Genomic DNA, 15,903 nt, shown 5'->3' with positions numbered 1-15,903 from the left:
TTTAGTTACTGAATAGTCCATTGATTGATAATTAAATTAACTCGAAAAGGCGGATTCGATACCTGCATTCTTTGCGGTAAGGACAAACCGTCGATTTCGGTAAAGTTATTATAGGTAATCAACCAGCCATCTTGTTGGATAGTGTTGGGCAATTTGCTGATTGGGTCTTGAGATATGCGTGATGGTGAATTGGGTGCCGCCAGTCCCCTAATCCAATAAGTAACCTGTTCTACTGGGAACTCCCAACCAAGCTCCTGTTGTAATAACGTCGCAGGGTTATTGCCTGTTACGACCGTATCTTCGTAGGCCAAGGTGACAATACCATCTTGGTTTTGGTCTAGCTTGGTGGCCCCTTGGCCAAAGGGTCCTACAATACTGAGGGCGAATGTGTTTGGGTCCTTTTGCCAGTTGAAATTACCTGACACCGCGTCTTCTTTAGTTCGTATACCCACTCGACCAGATGTTTCCCATTTTGAAATAGCGCTCACACTATCTGGTGGCGGTATGACGGGGCCTGTTGGTCTGGAGCTACAGGCGCTAATAATGATAGTAAGGGCGAAAAGGCTGAGTAAGCGATAGTTCATGATGGTGTATCCTGTTGTGATTCTTCAAGTAGCGACGGTGAAAGTCGCTTGATTGTATCCAGTAAAAGGGGGGTATCTGGTGATGACTCTAAAGCGGTTTTCCATATTTCTATGGCTTCCTTGTAGTGCCTTTGTTTCCATAATGACTCGCCATAGTGTGCGGCAATTTCAGCGTCAGGTAAAATAGACCACGCTTTTTTTAAATAGTAAGAAGACTGTTCTAATTCGCCTTTCAGGAAAAACACCCAGCCAAGACTGTCAATGATGGCCGGATCACTGTCCGCCTTTTCATAGGCCGATTCTATGTAGACCATGGCTTCATCAATGCGTTGTGTGCGGACCAATAGCGTGTAACCAAGGGCATTAAGATATTGTGGGTTTTCAGGGTCTTTTGCTAATAGCGTTTTTAGTTCGCTTTCTGTCACATCCCATTGACCAAGCGCGTCTGCCAATAACGCTTTTTGATAGCGCAATGCATCAGACTCTGGGAATAAAAATAGCGCCTCGTTGAGTAATTCATAGGATAAACGAGAGTTTCCATTCTCTTCATGTATTTGACTGATTGCAGCAATTTGCTCAGGAATGTCTTCTCGGTGTGTTCGATCCAACACCATAGTATTGATGTCCGCTTCTTTGCCCTGTTCATAAAGCCATAATGCTATTTGGTTGGTCGCATTGGTGCGCAAGGTTCCCCCGACCTTTTGCATGACGTTTATGGCCTGCGAGCTTTTTCCTAGCTGAGCAAGCGCAATGGCTCTTAAAAATTCAATTTGATCTGATAAGCCGAGTTGTTCTTTGGGAAGGTCGTTCGCAATATTGATGGTTAATTGTGGTTTTTCATACTCAAGTAACGTACGCATTAAGTTGATGCCAACTTGTAACTTTTCTGGTGTCGCCAAATTGGCTTGTTGAAACGTATCGACGGCGCTTTTGGTCTGATTGTTGTCCACAAGAAAATCCATTAAAGGCACTAATATTCTGCTGTTTTGTGGGAAGCGCTCAGCGGCCGCTTGTAATGTTTTAACGGCGTTATCAATTTGCCCTAAGTTTTTTTGACTGAACGCCAGTATCAAATAGAGCGCTTCGGTTTTTTCACTGTTAACGCGGATCAGTAAACGCTCTGCGGTTTCAATAGCGGCTTTATATTCACCAGACAGCAATAAGATATGCGCCTGACTAAGCTGCACATATTGGTTGTTTTTTGACTCAGGCGGTAACTCTGCTATGGCCGCTTCTATGGTGCTCACTTGATCGTTGTCGCGAACGTTATCCTCCAGGTAAGCCGGAAGAAAACGCAAAGAAACCTTATATCGTATGGCATTTATTAGGAGCGTGGTGACTTCTTCAGTACGATTGTTCTTGGTCAGAACTTGCAGTTTTAATGCGTAGGCGGCTTCAGCGGTAGGAACTTCTGAGAGCCATAAGTTAGCACTTCGCTCTATATTAAGATCATTTTGTGAAACTACTGCGATATAGGTGAGCCTCTGGATTAGCTCTGTGTCACCTGATTGTTGGGCCAGTTCATAAAAAGGCTCAAAGGCTTTATTCGGGCCTTCCCGTTGTAGAATAAATTCCGCATTCAGCAATTCTTTTATCTTGCTGTTGCTGGCGTCTGTTTCGTCAGAGACAGATTGTGTATTTAAGGGCGTAGAAGATTGTTGAATTGCGTTGTGACTACAGGCACTTATCAAAGGAAGGCCAATAAGCGCCAAAAGGGTAAAGAGCCTTTTTGTGTACGATGTTGTGTATGTATGGCCTAAAACAGAAGGCATGTGTTTTCTCGATGCTAAATTCATATAACCCTTATGGTATCGCTAGCGGCTCGTTATGTCAGTCATAACTATAAACTAATCCTATTACTTTTATTGCTTATATGGGGTGCGCAAAAAAGTGAATTTCTCGTATAATATGTCTTCTTTATGTAAAGAGTCATGTTAGGGCAATGGATGCTCCTGTCATTACCTTAAATCTCGATCTTTGAGAAGAGCCTTTAATGCCGCTAATTACCGTAGGTGTCAATCACAAAACAGCGCCCGTTTCGATACGCGAGCGTGTGGCGTTTGCGCCTGAAAAAATGATCGATGCCTTGTCCTCCTTGATCTCTGAAAAGAGAGCCAATGAAGCTGTGATTGTCTCGACCTGTAATCGAACAGAGCTCTACTGCTCTGTTGAAGATTTTAGTAAGGTTGGTGACATCATTGCATGGCTTAGTGACTATCATGGTATTGCTTTGCCAGAGCTGCAGCAATACTGCTATACCCATGCAAATGATGACAGTGTACGCCATATTATGCGCGTGGCGTCGGGGCTCGACTCTCTCATTCTTGGTGAGCCGCAGATTCTTGGTCAGGTGAAGTCTGCTTATGCCGTATCTCAGGAAGGGTCTTGCATAGGCCCTGAGCTAGAGTCCTTATTTCAGCGTACCTTCTCGGTTGCCAAACGCGTTCGTACCGATACGGCAATTGGTGAAAACCCAGTATCTATTGCGTTTGCGGCTGTGAGTTTAGCTCAGCGTATTTTTGCTGACATCAGGAACAGCACTGCATTATTGATTGGGGCTGGGCAAACCATTGAGCTGGTCGCAAGGCACCTGAAAGAAAATGGTATTAAGCGTATTATAGTGGCCAATCGAACCTTGGCTCGAGCCCAAATTTTAGCCAATGAGCTTAATGCCGAAGCCATTATGTTAGGGGAGATTGGTGATTACTTGTCGCAAGCCGATATAGTGATTTCCTCTACGGCCAGTCAATTACCCATTATTGGTAAAGGCATGGTCGAGCGTGCCACGTCAAAGCGTCGACACTCTCCTATGCTGTTAATCGACATCGCTGTTCCTAGGGACATTGAGCCAGAAGTGGAAGAGGTTAACGATGCTTACCTCTACACGGTGGATGATCTTCATTCAGTGATTGAAGAAAACGTCAGAGCAAGGCAAGATGCAGCGAAAGCGGCAGAACAAATGATTGAAGAAGGCGTCGAGTCTTATCGTCGTGTGGTGGAATCCAGAAAAGTCTCTGATTTGATTGTCAATTTTAGGCAATCTGCTGAAGCGATTAAGAATACAGAATTAGAAAAAGCACTCAAGGGTCTTGAGATGGGGCAGTCACCAGAGCAGGTGTTGAATAAACTCGCTCATGGTTTAATGAATAAGCTCATTCATGCTCCGACGCGCTATTTGCGCGATGCTGGCGCAGAGGCCGATCAACACGCATTAACCATTGCCTCAAATGTATTGGGCATCTACGAAGAAAAAGATAACTAAAAAATGAAAGAATCCATTAAGTTAAAGTTAGAAAGTTTATCCGATCGTTATGACGAACTGTCAGCGCTATTAGGCGTGGCAGAAGTGATCATGGATCAAGACTTGTTTCGCGCTTATTCAAAAGAATACGCGGAGCTTGAGCCAGTGGTGAAATGTTTTAATGAGTTTCAGCAAATAGACGAAAATATCGCCGAAGCAGAGTTGATGATGACCGATTCCGACCCAGACATTAAAGAAATGGGGGTGGAAGAGTACAAAGCTGGACAAGCACAAAAAGAGGCATTGCAACTGGTTTTGCAAAAATTGCTGTTGCCTAAAGACCCAAATGATTCGCGTAACGTTTTTTTAGAAGTACGTGCTGGCACAGGTGGTGACGAAGCGTCTATTTTCTCGGGTGATTTGTTCCGCATGTATTCACGTTATGCAGAAACTCAAGGCTGGAAAGTTGAAATCGTCAGCGCCAGCGATGGTGAGCATGGTGGTTATAAAGAGGTCATTGCTCGTATCGTTGGCGATGGTGCTTATTCTAAACTGAAATTTGAGTCCGGCGCTCACCGAGTACAACGTGTTCCTGCAACGGAGTCGCAAGGTCGTATTCATACCTCGGCTTGTACGGTTGCTGTGATGCCAGAGATGGACGAAGTGGATGACATCATTATCAACAAATCAGACCTTCGTATTGATACATTTCGTGCTTCAGGGGCAGGTGGTCAGCACGTTAACAAAACGGACTCAGCGATTCGTCTGACGCACATACCAACTGGTGTGGTGGTAGAATGTCAAGAAGAGCGTTCACAACATAAAAACCGCGCAAAGGCTATGTCATTGCTGGCGTCTCGTTTATTGGCAGCTGAACAAGAAAAAGCCGCCAGCGAGCAATCTGAAACCCGTAAATCCTTAGTAGGAACGGGTGATCGTTCGGAGCGTATTCGTACTTATAACTACCCTCAAGGGCGCGTAACGGATCATCGTATCAATTTAACGCTCTATAAATTAGACGAAATCGTAGCAGGTGACTTGGATTCCTTGATTAACCCGTTAGTCAACGAGTTCCAAGCTGAGCAGCTTGCTGCGCTAAGTGGTGATAATTAATCGGTGGCGTAATGAGTCTCCACTGTTTCTAACTTAAGGTAATCATCGCTTATGCGAATTGATGAACTATTAAAAGGCGCTTATGAGCGCCTTACTTTTGTCTCTGATACAGCTCAGTTGGATGCCCAGCTATTGCTAGCTCATGTATTGGAGGTATCGACATCGTATTTTTATACTTGGCCAGATAAGACGGTTGAGTCTGCTAATATTGAGCGATTTGATGTTTTATTGGTGCGTCGAGAGCGTGGTGAGCCCATCGCTTATTTACTTGGGCATCAAGCATTTTGGAGTGTAGACCTCGAAGTCGCGCCCTGTACTCTGATTCCTCGTGCCGATACGGAAAGGCTAGTTGAAGTCGCTTTGTCTGTACTGGATATTAACAGAGCAAATCGTATTCTAGATCTTGGTACTGGGACGGGGGCGATTGCTTTAGCGTTGGCGGCTGAATTGCCTAACGCAAATGTGGTTGGCGTGGACTTGATCGAAGACGCTGTCGCCCTAGCTAAGCGTAATGCATCACGCAATCGCATTAGCAATGTGAGATTTGTTCAGAGTAGTTGGTTTGATGCTTTGGGTACGAGTGAGTCATTCGACTTGATTGTATCGAATCCGCCCTATATTGACTCCAATGATGAGCATTTGTCACAAGGCGATGTGCGCTTTGAGCCAAAAAGTGCCTTAGTAGCAGAGAAACAGGGTATGGCTGACATTGAGCACATCATTCAGCAGGCGTCTGGTTATATGGCACCAAATGCTTATCTAGTGTTCGAGCATGGTTATGATCAAGCTTTGGCCGTTCAGCAGCGATTGCGCGAAGCAGGGTTTGTCTCCATTGAAAGCTTCCAAGATCTTGGCGGGAATGACCGAGTCACGATAGGCCAATATAAATAACGAAGTGAGTGCTTACTGTATTGCACTCACTTCGTTTGTTCGGTCGCTATTTTTTCGGTTGCGCGCTTTCAGGGCGAATAAATACAGGGCTGTCTTTGGTTGATTGTTGTGGGTCGTAACGGTAACCCGCAAGGTCAAATGCCTTGAGCTCATCCAACGTCTCACAACGGTTTTCGATCAGATAGCGAGCCATCAAGCCGCGAGCCTTTTTGGCGTAAAAGCTAATGACCTTAAATTTGCCATTTTTTTCATCAAGAAAGTTTGGCGTAATAAGCGGAGAAATCAGCTTTCTCTTATTAACCGCTTTGAAATACTCATTTGAAGCCAGATTGACCAACAATTCGTCTTCAACAAGAGTGTCGTTGATTTTATTCACTAAGATGTCCCCCCAAAACTGATAAAGATTTTCACCTCTGGGGTTTTTTAGACTGGTGCCCATTTCCAAGCGATAAGCTTGCATGAGATCCAATGGTTTTAATAGCCCATATAGACCACTTAAGATACGCAGAGAGTGTTGTGCGTATGCCATGTCGTTCTCATTTAGAGAATACGCGTCGAGTCCGGTGTAGACATCGCCCATAAAGGTATAAATGGCAGGTCGGCTGTTGTCTTGCGTGTGTTCTTGTTGCCACTCTTGATAGCGCGATACATTTAACGTAGCAAGTTTATCGCTCAGCTTCATCAGCGAGGCGATATCCGCAGGTGAGTAGGATTTGATGGTATTTATGAGCGTTTGAGACTCGTTTAGCAGCTCTGGTTGGCTGAATAGACCAATACTGGGGGTTGAGGTCAGATCCAGTGTTTTGGCGGGTGATATTAAAAACTTCATAAGGATTCCATTTGCTTCATCATTGCGTTTGTTAAAGATTATCCATAGAGTGCCGATAAATATCCAGACAATGCACTAATAGAGAGAATTTATGAAGAATAATCTGATACCATTTCCTTCGCCTCGTCGTGGTGGTGACGAAAAAGAGGTTTCTCTTGCCTCCAGCGATGAGTTAATGGCTCTTAGGGCAGCGTTTGATGAAGCTCGTGCTGATTGGGTGTTGGAGCTTGCTGAGTTGCCTGAAAATAATAAAATCTACAGTGGCTCAAAAAAATAATGAGATAAACTTTTGTTGTTTTTATTCTGGGCTGCCCAATAAGGGGTTTAACCCATGTTAGTGTTCCTTGTTCGTCACTCCCTGCCTTGTATGTTTGTGTTTGCTATACTGGGTTTCTTGCTTCCCACTGTGTCGTTAGCGTTTTTCCCTTTCTTACCTATCGTGCTGTTTACGCTGATGTCTCTAACCTTATTGGGGATGAAGCAGAATGAATTAATTAAACGGTTAAGCAGTTGTCAAATATGGCTTTACGCTGTGCTGCATTCAGCTGTGTGTATGGGGGTTGTCAGTGTGATTGGCTGGTGGCTGTCATTTGCTGCGGATCTCTTATTGGCCGTGGTTGCCGTTGCTGCGACGGGGTCTTTGTTTGCTACACCTGCCATTGTTAGAGCGTTAGGCTTCGACAGTATGCAGGCGATGGCCATGACCATTGCAACGACACTGGTTTTACCCATCTCTATTTTTATCGCCTTAGTGTTTTTTCAAACACAAAGTGTTGCATTGGATTGGACAAGCTATTTTGTCCGCTTAGTGGTGTTTATATTTGGCCCGATGTTGTTTTCATTTCTCGTTCATCAGTTTGTTCCTAGAGATGGATTAAACCGATTCTTAATGGCGATCTCTCCTTATACTATTTTGTTGGTTTTTGCGTTTCCTTTTGGGCTTGTAGGGAGTTTTCGTATCCTATTTGACCAAGACCCGATGATGGCATTGAATTATTTTGTTATTGCGACGAGCTTGTGCTTGTTGTTTTTTGTTCTATCTTATTTTGTGTATAGAAAAAAAGGCAAAGCCATAGCTTTAACTGCTGCGATTACATCGGGTAACAGGAACGTGTTACTGACTTACAGTATTGCGGGTGTGTTATTGGGACCTGCTTTTTTACCTCTCGCTGGCGCCTTACAAATACCTACATATTTGTTACCAGTCTTTACTCGCTGGTTAAATAAAACCTTACTAAAATAAAATTGAAGATTCTATTTTCTAGTCTTATTTAGACTCTCAATGATAATGAAGAATACAAATACCCAGAGGGTTTGCTTAAGGATAATGGTTTAATGCGTAAAAATACTCCTGTTACCAATCAAGAAAAAACTTTCTCCAGAGAAGAAAAGCTGGTTTCTACAACCGATCTACAGGGCAATATCATTCACTGTAATGATGATTTTGTGAGAATCAGCGGCTTTGAAAAAAACGAATTAATTGGTAGTCCTCATAATATTGTCCGTCACCCCGATATGCCTGAGGAAGCTTTTCGAGTCATGTGGGAAACGCTAAAACAAGGTAAGGCTTGGATGGGGTTGGTAAAAAATCGCTGTAAAAATGGCGACTTTTATTGGGTTGATGCTTATGTAACACCTGTGACTGATTCAGGGAAAGTGGTGGGATATGAATCGGTAAGAACCGTCCCTAAACGTGAAGATGTAGCAAGAGCAGAAAAAGTATACAAACGTATTGCCCTTGGTAAGCGTGTTATGCCAAGCGTGTTTGGGTCTTGGAAGTTTGCTTTACCTGTCATCAGTCTTGTGGTCGCAGGGGCTCTCGCGAGCGTAAATATTGTCTACGGTGCCATGGTGGTAGGTGTTGCGAGTTTACTTGCAAATGGTCTATTTTGGCTTGACCATACTCGATTGCAGGCGGTTTTAAGAAAACGTTTATCGACGTCGTTTTTGCATCCTTTAGCCGGTGTGACGTATTCAGATAGTGCACTGGATATAGCAACATTGGATGTTGGCGTGAAGAGCTTGCTATCAAGGATGGATGCCATTCGTACTCGTTTCGAGGATGAGTCCTTAAAAGTGTCGGAACAATCCAAAATAGGTTTGGCGCTGACCGTTGAAACCACCAAAGGCATGCAGAGCCAACAGCACGAAACGCAAGATGTTGCCGCAGCGATGCAGCAAATGACTAATACTATCAATGATGTTGCCCAGCATGTGCAAATGACCGCAGACAGTGCAAAGTCTTCTTTTGAGTCGGCAAAGATTGGTCAAAGAATTGTACAAGAAACACGCCTTTCAATTAGACAATTAAGTGAAACTGTTACGGATATCAGCAGCACAGTACAGGAGCTAGCGAATCACTCCGAGAAAATTGCTCAAGTGGCACAAATGATTGATCAGATTGCCGAGCAAACTAACTTATTGGCGTTAAATGCGGCGATAGAGGCAGCGCGGGCTGGTGAGCATGGGCGTGGTTTTGCTGTCGTCGCGGATGAAGTTCGTCAGTTGGCGCAAAGAACGCAAGGGTCGACAAAAGATATTCATCATATTATTGAGACTTTACGCAGCGGCACTCAAAATTCAGTGGTGATAGCGAATCAAGGAAAGCAAGACGCCGTAGAAGGCTTAGACAAGATTGCAGAAATGGAAGTGTCATTTGAAAGCATCGTTGGCGCAGTGTCTAATATTAGTGATATGGCGATGCAAATGTCGGCTGCGGTTGAAGAGCAGGCGCAAGTATCAGAAGATATTAATAAACAAGTGGTACGCATCTCCGACCTCTCAATAGAGAGCTCTGAAAAATCTAACCTATCCAGCGAGAGCATCCGTGTGTTGCAAGGTGTAGCAGATAATATGCATGAATTGGTTGTTCGATTTAAATAACATGATGGGAGTGTGCTAAAAAAACGCGATTACTGTTTTAATCGCGTTTTTTATTGCAGGTATTTTATTTTACTAATGTTAAGGCAGTGGCAGCGGTTTTAGCAGATTACTGGCATAACGTAAATTAATCATCATTAATTCTTGGCTTGCCTTAGTATCTCCCATCGCTTTTAGTAAGCGGCTTAATTCTGCCAGCGCTTCGCTTTGTGTATTCAATGACAACGCCTGTTCGTAGTAATCTCTCGCTTTACCCCATAACATCATAGATTGACTTAGACGGCCGCAGACAAGGTATAAGTTTGCGCTGGCCGGTTCTTTTTTCAACCAATTTTCACAGTTGCTTAACAGCTTTTTAATGTTATCTAGCTGGATATTGCCGTATTCATAAATTAACGCTTCGGACCATTTATGATTTAAGCTATGGCGAATAAAGCTTTCGGCCTTTGTGTCATCACCAAAGTGAATCAAGGTTTGAGCGTACAATTGTCGCATTCTGTCATCTTGCGACAAGGTGTCTAGTTTGTTCCATAGACTTTCCACTTCAGCCACTAATTCTTTTTTATTTTGTCCTAGCTTGTTGCGGAATTTGATTTTATCAAGCAGAGCCAAAAAAGCATTTCGTTCCAGTTCAAGCATATTGTCGCCATCAAAAATACCGTCTTTTTTGAGCGTGGGAGTAAGAGACAGTAGGGCATCCCAATCTTTGAGTTGGGTGTATACCGTGACGAGCATTTTTAAGACTTGCTTGTGCTTTGGTTTTAGCTTTTGCAAACGCAAAAGTGAGGCAAGTGCGCCTTCGTAGTGTTCCTGTTTGATTTGAATTTGGCTTTGTGCAAAGCCAATTGCAAACTCCGCTTCAGGTGTGGATTTGTGTGCTAAACGAAGCAGGGCTTTTGAGCGTTCAGGTTCGTCTTGTTCACTGGCCGCATAGGCGGCACTGATATAATTTATTAATGGGTAAGGTACTTTTTCAGCGCTGTTAGTCAGCAATTTCTCGGCTTTATTCCAGTTTCCTCCCACCAGTTCTAGCATGCCTCGAATCGTATTTCGAGACGCTCTTTTCTGCGCTAAATTGCCGGTGACTTTGGCTAAGGAGTTACTGGGTCTTAGCAGAATAAATAAAATTCGCTTTATCCAGCTCATAACAAATAGCGTGATGACCATGGCGGTAATCAAAACCCATAGGCTGGTTTCAATGGTAATGCCATTATAAGCGATGAGGACATAACCACTGTCTTGACGCATTAGCAGCCCTAAGACACCGCCTATCGCCATCATGATAACCAGTAGAAAGAGAAGTGTTCTCATGAATTGTCTCCTGATTCAATTGGCGTTGTGATGGGAGTCTCTACCTCTGCTTGAGACGGTGTATTCTCAGCTGAAGAGTCATCGTTTCCGCGTTGATTCCACGCTTTCATTAATGCTTTCATGGTCATTAATGAATCTCTCGGTAAGGGAAGATCAGGGGATGGATTTAACTCTTGTAGTGCCGTTAAGCTAGCCAGAAATGAAACGACATTGTTAGATTGGGTTTCAAAGTGCTCTGTGGTGGCGTTGGCAACACGAGATAATGCCTGTTGGTAAATAACGGGTTCACCTTTTATGAGGGCGACTTGAGCGATGTCCAATTGCAGCTGAATGCCTGTCACAAGTTGCTGGTATTGTGCAGGAGGAAGTAACGCGTTGATGGGTTTGTGATGGTAGTTAATCACCACTAAGGAGCGAATAGATTGCCAAAAGCTACCCAATGCAGAGGCGATTTTTCCCGTTGCTGTGTCGATAGCTGAATTATCTGTAGCGATGTTTTCTGCCGCATTGGCTTGCCACTCTTTTGATGGCTCCCGCTGAGGCAAGGTTTTCACATTATCGTACAAAGCATTCAGTTTGAGATAAGCACCTTCTAGGTCAAATTGACTGAGAGACTTTAAGGCTTGAATGTCTTTAGCAAGGGCTTTGCGTGTTGCAAAAACAATAGGGTCCTCTAATTCATTAAGAATGTCGTCCGCGTTGCTAAGCAGTGTGACGGCACCACTGTTGTCTGACTCAAGTAATAGGCGCTGATTGGCAAGACGAATCAGATATTCTGCTTCTGCTAATTTCCAATCTTCTTTGGTGGTGTTATTAATTTGGTTTAGCTTACTCTCAAGCGAAGTCAGTTTGTCATCTTGTTGTCGTTGCGTTGCAGAAAATTGTTCTGTCTGTTTTTGGATGCTTTGTTCTGACTGAGAAATCTGCTCAATAAGCTGATTAAGTTGCGCTTTATTAACCGTGTTTGTGCTGACAGTGTTCTCTAGATTGGATTGAGACGCCACCAACATAGCGATTTCATTTTGCAGCGTGCTTTGTGTGCTTTGATAATACAGCCATCCGCTTGTCGCCAAAGCAATAAGCGAAATGCCGAGTGAGACGGAGGCAAACACTGCGTTATAAGATAAAAATTGCGCCTTTGTTTCAGTGGCCGTTGTCGTGTCACTGGACGCAGATTCTATCTCGGCCGTTGTCTGAATAGCTTCAATAGCGCCGTCTACCTGTTGATCTTGCTTGTTGTTTTCAGTCATGCTGTTTTCCTATGTGAAATTCCGTCGCTTTGATCAAGCTATTATCGTCAGCGCCATCTGCGCATGAGGCATGTATCCAGCCCATTTCTTTTGCTTGCTGATTGACTCTACTACTCGGTGTTAATATAGGGAGTGTTTTCCACTCAGGCTTATGTTGTGTTGCGTATTCTGAAAGGTGATGTAAGCCTTCTCCACTGGTTACCCATATTAAATGTATATCGGGCAACATGAAGAAAGTTTGAGCCGTGTAGTGTGGCTTTTTTCTTTCATAGAGTGACAGATAATGGACTTTTGCCCCTCTTTCTTCCAGTTTATCGCCTAATTCTGGCCGACCACCGAGACCTCGAATAATTAGTATTTTTTGGTCTTTCATTTTGGCCGGTTTCAGCCATTCAAGTAAGGCTTCTGTTGTATGCCCAGGATTTGAAATAGCTGGAATCCCGGCTTCCAGAAGCGCTTGCGTTGTGCCTTGTCCGATGCCAATCCAATGTACGCCGACAGGTAACATGGGCCAACAGGTATCCAGCCAATCCGCCGCCAGTCGTGCCGCATTTTTACTGACAAAGATGACATATTGAAACGTATCAATATCAAAAATCTGTGACCGTATGGCCGCTCGTTGTTGCGCGTCTTCTATGGGCGCTATGTCCAGCATAGGTAAAGGAACCGCCGTCCAGCCATGGGTAACAATACGCTCACAGCTAAGCGTGTTTTCTGGTTCTGGTCGAGTGATAAGAATATGACAGTCTTGCACCAATGTTTCGCCTATTTTATCTATTTGTATAAGGCGTCAAGAATGACGTCAGCGCCACGTGCCAGTAAGTCGTCGGCTAATTGAACGCCAAGCGACTTGGCATCGTCTTTGTGACCACGAATTTCGCCTTCAATCATGGTTTTACCATCAGGGCTACCCACTAATCCCCTTAGCCAAAGAGTGTCATCTTCTAAGATGGCAAAGCAAGCGATAGGGGCTTGGCAGCCGCCATTGAGACGCTCGTTTACGGCGCGCTCAGCGGTAACACGAATGGCCGTTTCTTCATGTTGTAAAGGAGCAAGTAATTGAATGGTCTGCACATCGTCAGAACGGCATTCTATGCCCATGGCACCTTGTCCACCGGCTGGTAAGCTGACTTCTGTAGGAATTTTTTGGCGAATTCGGTCAAACATTTCTAAGCGCACCAATCCCGCTGTGGCCAAAATAATGGCATCGTATTCACCGTCATCCATTTTGCGTAGGCGAGTATTGACGTTGCCACGTAAGTCTTTGATGACCAAATCAGGACGGTTCATTTTTAATTGGCAAGCACGACGTAGGCTAGAAGTACCGACAATGGCACCACTGGGTAGCTGATCAAGGGATGTCACTTTGTTAGACACAAAGGCATCGCTTGGGTCTTCGCGTTCACATATCACCGCGAGTCCAAGACCTTCAGGAAAAGCCATGGGAACGTCTTTCATAGAGTGCACTGCAATGTCGGCACGGCCGTCCATCAGAGCACTTTCGAGCTCTTTGACAAAGAGGCCTTTGCCGCCAATTTTGGAAAGGGGAGAGTCTAAAATTTGATCGCCTTTCGTCGTCATACCAAGCAACTCAACTGTCATCTCTGGGTAGAGGCTTTCTAGTTGTGCCTTGACGTTATTGGCTTGCCAAAGGGCTAGCTGGCTTTCTCTGGTCGCGATCACAATTTTATCTTTCACTGCATCTCCTCATGACGTGTCGATGGATAAATATCTTAACATTGTTTGTGCTAATGATACTCGCTAAGGCGTACTCCGTCATCTTTCAATGCTTTATAAGTCGAGGCGCTTAATGTACTCTTGGCAACTGTTTGAATTTGTGTGGGAACCAACCGAATGACTGATACTAATAAAACCACGAACCAGCAATGGGGTGGTCGTTTTTCTGAACCTGTCGATGCTTTTGTGGCACGTTTTACCGCGTCCGTTGAGTTTGATCAACGTATGGCGAAACAGGATATTCAAGGGTCGATTGCCCATGGCAAAATGCTCGCGAGCGTTGGCGTTTTAACCGCAGAAGAACGAGATCAGATCATTCAGGGATTGACTGAAATCGAGGGTGAAATTGCCCGAGGTGAGTTTGAATGGTCAATTGAGCTTGAAGATGTTCACATGAATATTGAAGCGCGTTTGACACAAAAAATTGGTATTACAGGCAAAAAACTTCACACTGGACGCTCTCGTAATGACCAAGTGGCGACGGATATCCGTCTTTACATGCGTGACGAAGTGGATTTCTTACTTGAGGAAATTACTCGTTTACAACAAGGCATTTTGAGCCTAGCGGAAAAAGAAGCACACACTATTATGCCTGGCTTCACGCATTTACAGACGGCACAGCCAGTGACGTTTGGTCACCATTTAATGGCTTGGTACGAAATGATGCAGCGTGATTACGAGCGTTTGGTGGATTGTCGTAAGCGTATTAATATTTTGCCACTTGGGGCGGCCGCGCTGGCTGGTACGACTTATCCCATTGACCGCCATATGACGGCCGAGTTGCTGGGTTTTGAACGTCCTACTTACAACTCCTTGGATTCGGTAAGTGATCGAGATTTTGCCATCGAATTCACTGCCACGGCTTCTATTATCATGATGCACATGTCGCGCTGGGCAGAAGAAATGGTGATGTGGGTATCGGCTCAGTTTAACTTCATTTATCTACCAGACCGTTTTTGCACGGGTTCCTCTATCATGCCGCAGAAGAAAAACCCTGATGTGCCTGAGTTAGTGCGCGGTAAAACGGGTCGCGTATACGGTCATCTGATGGGATTGCTAACCCTGATGAAGTCACAATGTTTAGCGTACAACAAAGACAATCAAGAAGACAAAGAGCCGCTGTTTGACACAGTGGATACGCTAAAAGGTTCTTTACGTGCCTTTGCGGATATGATCCCTGCCATTGAATCTCGTAAAGAACACATGTACGAAGCGGCGCGTCGTGGATTTTCGACAGCAACCGATTTGGCGGATTATTTAGTTCGTCATGGCGTGGCGTTTCGCGATGCCCATGAAGTGGTCGGTAAAGCCGTCGGTTACGGCGTAAAAACGGGTAAAGATTTGTCTGAAATGACCCTAGAAGAACTGCAATCTTTCGGTAGCATGATCGAAGCCGATGTGTTTGATGTATTGACACTTGAAGGTTCTGTTGCCGCTCGTAATCACATCGGTGGAACCGCCCCTGCGCAAGTATTGCAAGCGGTTGAACGTGCTAAAGCAGATCTTGCGACACGATAAATACGTCCCAGGTAGTGCCCTAAGTCGTAAATGATGTAGACATATGAACGAAAAAAGCGAGCTTCGGTTCGCTTTTTTGTTTTTGCAGGTTGGCCTTTTCGCAAATATGCATAGGTACAAGTAATGCAGCAGACACTTGGCTGTTCCAAATGTAAAGTTCTAGAGCTTTTGTCTGATCTTGATTGGTTATACTTAGATATGTAGCCATTCTCGGACGAGAGAGTGTTTTTAGAATGGAGGTATTAGGCACTTGATATCCTTATCGATGCTTATTATCCGGTTACTTTACATTCATTCATGTTGTTCGAACAATGATTGGATTATGTGTGAATAAACTTTTATTAGCAAAAATTTCTAGCAGGTCAAAGATAGGCTAGAAATTAAGAAAAAATCAAACTATACTTTCACTGTGAGCTACTAGGATCGTGGGTGAAAACCTCCCTTGTAGACAATTGAAAAAAGCCCGAATCCTTTGGATGCGGGCTTTTTTTGTTTGCCCAGCGAAGCTGGCAAACCCGTCAGGTTGAAAGAAACCTGTCTCACCCCGAC

At 44.3% G+C, this 15,903-nt stretch carries 14 protein-coding genes; 7 read left to right on the top strand and 7 right to left on the bottom strand.

Annotated features, from left to right (window positions below; translation table 11 throughout):
- Positions 1-5 precede the first annotated feature (5 nt).
- Entirely contained in the window at positions 6-584 is a 579-nt protein-coding gene (lolB, locus tag DK187_RS19390; RefSeq protein ID WP_111608963.1) for a lipoprotein insertase outer membrane protein LolB, read from the bottom strand.
- The gene (locus tag DK187_RS19385) at positions 581-2,356 is read right to left on the bottom strand and encodes a tetratricopeptide repeat protein (protein ID WP_223232237.1); all 1,776 of its coding nucleotides are present in this window, start codon (positions 2,354-2,356) and stop codon (positions 581-583) included. The genes lolB and DK187_RS19385 overlap by 4 nt, the downstream gene beginning before the upstream one ends.
- Positions 2,357-2,577: 221 nt before the next feature.
- On the opposite strand from DK187_RS19385, the gene hemA reads away from it, so the two are divergent.
- Genes hemA through prmC form a run of 3 tightly spaced genes read left to right on the top strand, consistent with a single transcriptional unit; the run spans position 2,578 to position 5,829 of the window.
- Complete coding sequence (gene hemA, locus DK187_RS19380; RefSeq protein WP_111608961.1) at positions 2,578-3,846, top strand: glutamyl-tRNA reductase; 1,269 nt, start codon at positions 2,578-2,580, stop codon at positions 3,844-3,846.
- Between the two features lie 3 nt (positions 3,847-3,849).
- A complete protein-coding gene (prfA, locus tag DK187_RS19375; RefSeq protein ID WP_111608960.1) occupies positions 3,850-4,938 on the top strand; it encodes a peptide chain release factor 1 in 1,089 nt (362 codons plus the stop codon).
- A gap of 51 nt (positions 4,939-4,989) precedes the next feature.
- The gene (gene prmC / locus DK187_RS19370; RefSeq protein ID WP_111608959.1) at positions 4,990-5,829 is read left to right on the top strand and encodes a peptide chain release factor N(5)-glutamine methyltransferase; all 840 of its coding nucleotides are present in this window, start codon (positions 4,990-4,992) and stop codon (positions 5,827-5,829) included.
- 46 nt (positions 5,830-5,875) lie between these two features.
- On the opposite strand, the gene yaaA is transcribed toward prmC, so the two are convergent.
- The gene (yaaA, locus tag DK187_RS19365; RefSeq protein WP_111608958.1) at positions 5,876-6,658 is read right to left on the bottom strand and encodes a peroxide stress protein YaaA; all 783 of its coding nucleotides are present in this window, start codon (positions 6,656-6,658) and stop codon (positions 5,876-5,878) included.
- Between the two features lie 91 nt (positions 6,659-6,749).
- Between yaaA and DK187_RS19360 the strand changes: the two genes are divergently transcribed.
- From DK187_RS19360 to DK187_RS19350, 3 genes are all read left to right on the top strand, one after another.
- Positions 6,750-6,935: a hypothetical protein gene (locus tag DK187_RS19360; RefSeq protein ID WP_111608957.1), complete on the top strand. Its 186-nt coding sequence runs from the start codon at positions 6,750-6,752 to the stop codon at positions 6,933-6,935.
- 54 nt (positions 6,936-6,989) lie between these two features.
- Positions 6,990-7,901: a hypothetical protein gene (locus DK187_RS19355; protein ID WP_111608956.1), complete on the top strand. Its 912-nt coding sequence runs from the start codon at positions 6,990-6,992 to the stop codon at positions 7,899-7,901.
- A 92-nt stretch (positions 7,902-7,993) separates the two neighbouring features.
- Positions 7,994-9,541, top strand: a complete 1,548-nt coding sequence (locus tag DK187_RS19350; RefSeq protein ID WP_111608955.1) for a methyl-accepting chemotaxis protein — start codon at positions 7,994-7,996, stop codon at positions 9,539-9,541.
- A gap of 78 nt (positions 9,542-9,619) precedes the next feature.
- On the opposite strand, the gene DK187_RS19345 is transcribed toward DK187_RS19350, so the two are convergent.
- The 4 genes from DK187_RS19345 to hemC are packed head-to-tail and all read right to left on the bottom strand — an operon-like array spanning position 9,620 to position 13,797.
- The gene (locus DK187_RS19345) at positions 9,620-10,849 is read right to left on the bottom strand and encodes a heme biosynthesis HemY N-terminal domain-containing protein (protein WP_111608954.1); all 1,230 of its coding nucleotides are present in this window, start codon (positions 10,847-10,849) and stop codon (positions 9,620-9,622) included.
- Positions 10,846-12,099 (bottom strand): uroporphyrinogen-III C-methyltransferase, encoded by a 1,254-nt coding sequence (locus DK187_RS19340; RefSeq protein WP_111608953.1) that lies wholly within the window; start codon positions 12,097-12,099, stop codon positions 10,846-10,848. Before DK187_RS19340 ends, DK187_RS19345 begins: the two co-directional genes overlap by 4 nt.
- On the bottom strand, positions 12,092-12,853 hold the full coding sequence (locus DK187_RS19335) for a uroporphyrinogen-III synthase (RefSeq protein ID WP_111608952.1): 762 nt from the start codon (positions 12,851-12,853) through the stop codon (positions 12,092-12,094). The genes DK187_RS19340 and DK187_RS19335 overlap by 8 nt, the downstream gene beginning before the upstream one ends.
- A gap of 20 nt (positions 12,854-12,873) precedes the next feature.
- Positions 12,874-13,797 (bottom strand): hydroxymethylbilane synthase, encoded by a 924-nt coding sequence (gene hemC, locus DK187_RS19330; RefSeq protein WP_111608951.1) that lies wholly within the window; start codon positions 13,795-13,797, stop codon positions 12,874-12,876.
- A 156-nt stretch (positions 13,798-13,953) separates the two neighbouring features.
- On the opposite strand from hemC, the gene argH reads away from it, so the two are divergent.
- Positions 13,954-15,354: an argininosuccinate lyase gene (argH, locus tag DK187_RS19325; RefSeq protein WP_111608950.1), complete on the top strand. Its 1,401-nt coding sequence runs from the start codon at positions 13,954-13,956 to the stop codon at positions 15,352-15,354.
- The last annotated feature ends 549 nt before the right edge of the window (positions 15,355-15,903 follow it).

The sequence above is a fragment of the Marinomonas arctica genome, assembly GCF_003259225.1.
Classification (GTDB): domain Bacteria; phylum Pseudomonadota; class Gammaproteobacteria; order Pseudomonadales; family Marinomonadaceae; genus Marinomonas; species Marinomonas arctica.
The sequence above is the reverse complement of the archived record's forward strand: the minus strand, read 5'-3'. Positions and strand labels throughout refer to the sequence as shown.

Bases quoted from the DNA above. Each gene is read 5' to 3' on its own strand.
- lolB (WP_111608963.1), bottom strand. From the start codon at position 584: ATGAACTATCGCTTACTCAGCCTTTTCGCCCTTACTATCATTATTAGC.
- DK187_RS19385 (WP_223232237.1), bottom strand. From the start codon at position 2,356: ATGCCTTCTGTTTTAGGCCATACATACACAACATCGTACACAAAAAGG.
- hemA (WP_111608961.1), top strand. From the start codon at position 2,578: ATGCCGCTAATTACCGTAGGTGTCAATCACAAAACAGCGCCCGTTTCG.
- prfA (WP_111608960.1), top strand. From the start codon at position 3,850: ATGAAAGAATCCATTAAGTTAAAGTTAGAAAGTTTATCCGATCGTTAT.
- prmC (WP_111608959.1), top strand. From the start codon at position 4,990: ATGCGAATTGATGAACTATTAAAAGGCGCTTATGAGCGCCTTACTTTT.
- yaaA (WP_111608958.1), bottom strand. From the start codon at position 6,658: ATGAAGTTTTTAATATCACCCGCCAAAACACTGGATCTGACCTCAACC.
- DK187_RS19360 (WP_111608957.1), top strand. From the start codon at position 6,750: ATGAAGAATAATCTGATACCATTTCCTTCGCCTCGTCGTGGTGGTGAC.
- DK187_RS19355 (WP_111608956.1), top strand. From the start codon at position 6,990: ATGTTAGTGTTCCTTGTTCGTCACTCCCTGCCTTGTATGTTTGTGTTT.
- DK187_RS19350 (WP_111608955.1), top strand. From the start codon at position 7,994: ATGCGTAAAAATACTCCTGTTACCAATCAAGAAAAAACTTTCTCCAGA.
- DK187_RS19345 (WP_111608954.1), bottom strand. From the start codon at position 10,849: ATGAGAACACTTCTCTTTCTACTGGTTATCATGATGGCGATAGGCGGT.
- DK187_RS19340 (WP_111608953.1), bottom strand. From the start codon at position 12,099: ATGACTGAAAACAACAAGCAAGATCAACAGGTAGACGGCGCTATTGAA.
- argH (WP_111608950.1), top strand. From the start codon at position 13,954: ATGACTGATACTAATAAAACCACGAACCAGCAATGGGGTGGTCGTTTT.